Origin of the sequence: Carnobacterium sp. (assembly GCF_032094055.1) — a bacterium.
GTDB lineage: Bacteria > Bacillota > Bacilli > Lactobacillales > Carnobacteriaceae > Carnobacterium_A.
Window position 1 is genome coordinate 10,745 of record NZ_DAMDAK010000066.1, and the last position, 3,413, is coordinate 14,157.

Sequence of the window (3,413 nt, forward strand, 5' to 3'; positions counted from 1 at the left end):
TTGGTGAGGGCTGATTAAAGTTTCACTTTATATTTCTTTTGTTTGTTATAATTAAAAGAGTGAAAGACTTACTATTAATAAGTTTAAGAATTTAGGAGGAAATAATATGGTACAAGTAGTAACAGATACAAACTTTGAAGAAGAAACTAAAGAGGGATTAACCATCACTGACTTTTGGGCAACTTGGTGCGGACCTTGTCGGATGCAATCACCAGTTTTAGAAGAATTAGATGAAGAAATTGGCGATCAAGTTAAATTTGTAAAAATGGATGTTGACGAAAACCCAGCTGTCCCTGCTTCATTCGGTATTATGAGTATCCCAACATTGCTAATTAAAAAAGACGGAGAAGTTGTTGATAAATTAATTGGCTACCATGGCAAAGAACAACTTGAAGAAGTTATTGCAAAATATAAATAATAATTAAAAAAAGGAAGATGAGATTTTTTTCTCATCCTCCTTCTTTTTTATGATTTTAAATAGTATTTCAATTCCTGTTCTAATTCTTTTTTTATTTCCCCTTCTTCAATAGCTTCAAGGATAGTAAAACCTTTTTGAATAAAAACAGCTGAATCTTTTTCGGATTGTATTTTTTCTAAAATGATTCCTTTACGTACATAAAGCACAGCCAGCATAATATACTTTGATTCTGCTTTGCAATCTTCAATCAAGGCATCTGCGTGGAGTAGAGACTGTTTAAAGTCTTGGTTTTCCATCAATAAATAAACTAAATTCATTGAAAAAGCCATTTTTAATTCAGTTGCTTCTCTAAAATGACGATAATTATTTAAATCAAGAAGTGCCCGTTTAGAAATGAATAGAGAAGTTTCTGGTAAAAAGAAAAATAAGATATTGTTTAATAAACGAAGTTCAGTCAAGTACCATTTATCCATTTTTTCGAGCCGGAACCAAACCTTTTCAGCATGAGCATAAGCTAATTTTAAATCATGTGTATGTGCTAAGGTCAGCAGTGCCTCATAGATTTCAACAATATCTTTAATAACAGGGTCCTCATTTTTTAGCAGGTAATTCTCTGCCTGCAGCTTTAATTTTTTTAAAAGAAGAAGATCAGAGTTTGTGGTGACTGAATTAAATTGATATAGAATTGCTTCTTTGTCACTTAAATGATATTTATTATGAATATAAGAAAATTCTTTGTGCGACATATCTAAATTGTTAAGAATCTGAAAATATTTTGGAACGGTTGTAGTGATGATTTCTGTTTCAAAACGAGTATAAGTAGAGCGGCTCATTGCATTGCGAGCTACCACTTCTTGTGTATAACCTTTATTTTCACGAATTTTCTTAAGATCTGGACCAAACGGTTTTTCCTGATTAACCAACTATTTCACCCACTTTTTTCAGTCTAAAAAAAATAATGTTACTATATGCACATTATACATTAAATTGCATTTCTTTTGGTATACTATATTCAAGAACGGAGGGATTACATGAAGATGGACTATATTAAAGTCTTGAAAAAGCTTATGGCAATCTTACCAGTACTTTGGTTTGTTGGTGGCGGCGGCTAGACGACAACGTCAAGTCATAGTAATCAACTGTTTTCCATAATACTTGCTGGTAAATTACTCGAGAGATAAAGGAATGTATTTGGAGAATAGGAGGAGTTGCATATTCAATTTAATAAACAGCAAAGAACTTCTACACTTAGTAATTACAGATGGTGAACACATTACAAGCCTAAAGTGGGAGGGGAAATCATAAGCATGGAACAAATAAATGAAGAATACGCCTATATTATTGAAGGAAAAGATGCGAAAAATGTCTTGCAAATAGTTAAGGAAGATTTTATAGAAAATGCAGATGGTATGCTAGATTGCCCCCTTGATGGTGTTTTGAGAAGACACAATCTCTCGCTGGCTGATTTAAATAAGATGAAAGTAACGAGATTGTTATTTGTTAAACGTGAAAATCAATTAATGATTACGTTAAAAATCATCAATTTAGATATTAACATTTAAAGTGAAACAAAGGATCTTATCTTAATGCCCCCCTGTGTTGAGATAAGTCCCATAGAGCATCAATCTTTGGAGAGAGATTGATGTTTTTTTGTGTTTAATTTTAAATGAAGATCAGTTGTAGGAAACGCGTATATTTTGTTAGAATGAAGTGAGGAGATCCTTGTGAGGAGGAAGAAAATGAAAGCCATGTATATACCCACAGAAGACGGCTATTTGTTTTGTAAAACTAGCGGTAAAGGGAAGCCATTGCTTTTGCTGCATGGAAGCGAAGAAAATCATGAAATCTTTAAATATCAAGTGCCATATTTCAATCAGACTTATCACGTGATTGCATTAGACAGCCGGGGACATGGTCGTTCTGATCATGGAAGAACACCATTGTCTTTCGAAAAAATGGCCAAGGATATCTTGTCTGTTTTAGATTATTTGAAGCTTGAACAGGTCTCTATCATAGGGTTTAGCGACGGAGGAAATTTAGCCTTATATTTAGCCAGTCACTACCCAGCAAAAGTAGAAAAAATGGTACTTGTCGGCGCTAATTTTAAGGCAAATGGGTTAAGAAAAAAAGATTTTCTTTTTGTTCAATGGCACTATTATTATTTAAATAAGTTGGGGAAATATAGTGAACGTCAGCGTAAACGTAAAGAAATTATTGATTTAATGTGGCATCAGTTGGATTTAACAGAGGAAGATTTAAAAAAAATCACAACTCCTACACTTATTGCAGCAGGAGAACAGGATGTCATAAAACCGAAGCATACTGAACAAATGCACCAGTTGATAAGTACTAGTCAAAAAGTTATTTTTCCAGCAGCTACACATTTTTTGATGATGGAAAAAACAGCAGCGTTTAATTCAATGGCCGCACGCTTTTTTACTGCAAATAAATAAGCAAAGAAGGAGAACAAGATGAAATTTAAATCAAAGCATGATCTTTTTTTCATTATTTTATTTTCGTCCAATAGTTTTTTATGGTTGATTGCTCTTATTATTGCACGCTCTCTCTTGCCGCTTAACCAAACGATTCAAGGCATATTAACGCTAGTTTTAGTCTTAGTTGTAATTAGTTGGCTTTCTGCCAATTATTTTATTGTTTACGACCTTCAGCAAAATGGTTTAATTATACGGAATGGGCCATTTGTGAAGCACATTTCCTATAAACAAATAGACAAGGCTGAATCGGTACAATTTAAGTTGGCAGATGTAATGACAGGGAATAGGGTACTGTCTTCGAAAGAAGGCGTTATTCTTTATTATACAACTAACTTTGGAAAGAAGAGTATCAAACTATCGCCAATTGACAAAGAAGTATTTTTAACGGAACTAAGGAAAAAAGTTCAAAAATAGAAAGTAAAAAGCAGAAGCAATAGGGCTGCTGTGTAGTGACCCCTGAATGTTAGACTTTTTTTTGAAGTGGAGAAATCCACTTCTTT

The 3,413-nt window shown here is 33.2% G+C and carries 5 protein-coding genes; 4 read left to right on the top strand and 1 reads right to left on the bottom strand.

From position 1 onward, the window contains the following. Positions 1 to 106: 106 nt before the first annotated feature. Positions 107 to 418: a thioredoxin gene (gene trxA / locus RT405_RS09960; protein WP_313469433.1), complete on the top strand. Its 312-nt coding sequence runs from the start codon at positions 107 to 109 to the stop codon at positions 416 to 418. A gap of 47 nt (positions 419 to 465) precedes the next feature. Here trxA and RT405_RS09965 read toward each other — a convergent pair whose 3' ends face one another. Beyond that, complete coding sequence (locus RT405_RS09965; protein ID WP_313469434.1) at positions 466 to 1,341, bottom strand: helix-turn-helix transcriptional regulator; 876 nt, start codon at positions 1,339 to 1,341, stop codon at positions 466 to 468. Positions 1,342 to 1,725: 384 nt separating this feature from the next. Here RT405_RS09965 and RT405_RS09970 point away from each other — a divergent pair, with 384 nt between their 5' ends. The 3 genes from RT405_RS09970 to RT405_RS09980 all read left to right on the top strand — a co-directional run bounded on the left by RT405_RS09970 (position 1,726) and on the right by RT405_RS09980 (position 3,327). Beyond that, the gene (locus RT405_RS09970) at positions 1,726 to 1,980 is read left to right on the top strand and encodes a hypothetical protein (RefSeq protein WP_313469435.1); all 255 of its coding nucleotides are present in this window, start codon (positions 1,726 to 1,728) and stop codon (positions 1,978 to 1,980) included. Positions 1,981 to 2,157: 177 nt separating this feature from the next. After that, positions 2,158 to 2,871: an alpha/beta hydrolase gene (locus RT405_RS09975; RefSeq protein ID WP_313469436.1), complete on the top strand. Its 714-nt coding sequence runs from the start codon at positions 2,158 to 2,160 to the stop codon at positions 2,869 to 2,871. 18 nt (positions 2,872 to 2,889) lie between these two features. Further along, positions 2,890 to 3,327 (top strand): PH domain-containing protein, encoded by a 438-nt coding sequence (locus tag RT405_RS09980; RefSeq protein WP_313469437.1) that lies wholly within the window; start codon positions 2,890 to 2,892, stop codon positions 3,325 to 3,327. Positions 3,328 to 3,413: the final 86 nt, after the last annotated feature.

Bases quoted from the DNA above. Each gene is read 5' to 3' on its own strand.
- RT405_RS09975 (WP_313469436.1), top strand. From the start codon at position 2,158: ATGAAAGCCATGTATATACCCACAGAAGACGGCTATTTGTTTTGTAAA.
- trxA (WP_313469433.1), top strand. From the start codon at position 107: ATGGTACAAGTAGTAACAGATACAAACTTTGAAGAAGAAACTAAAGAG.
- RT405_RS09980 (WP_313469437.1), top strand. From the start codon at position 2,890: ATGAAATTTAAATCAAAGCATGATCTTTTTTTCATTATTTTATTTTCG.
- RT405_RS09970 (WP_313469435.1), top strand. From the start codon at position 1,726: ATGGAACAAATAAATGAAGAATACGCCTATATTATTGAAGGAAAAGAT.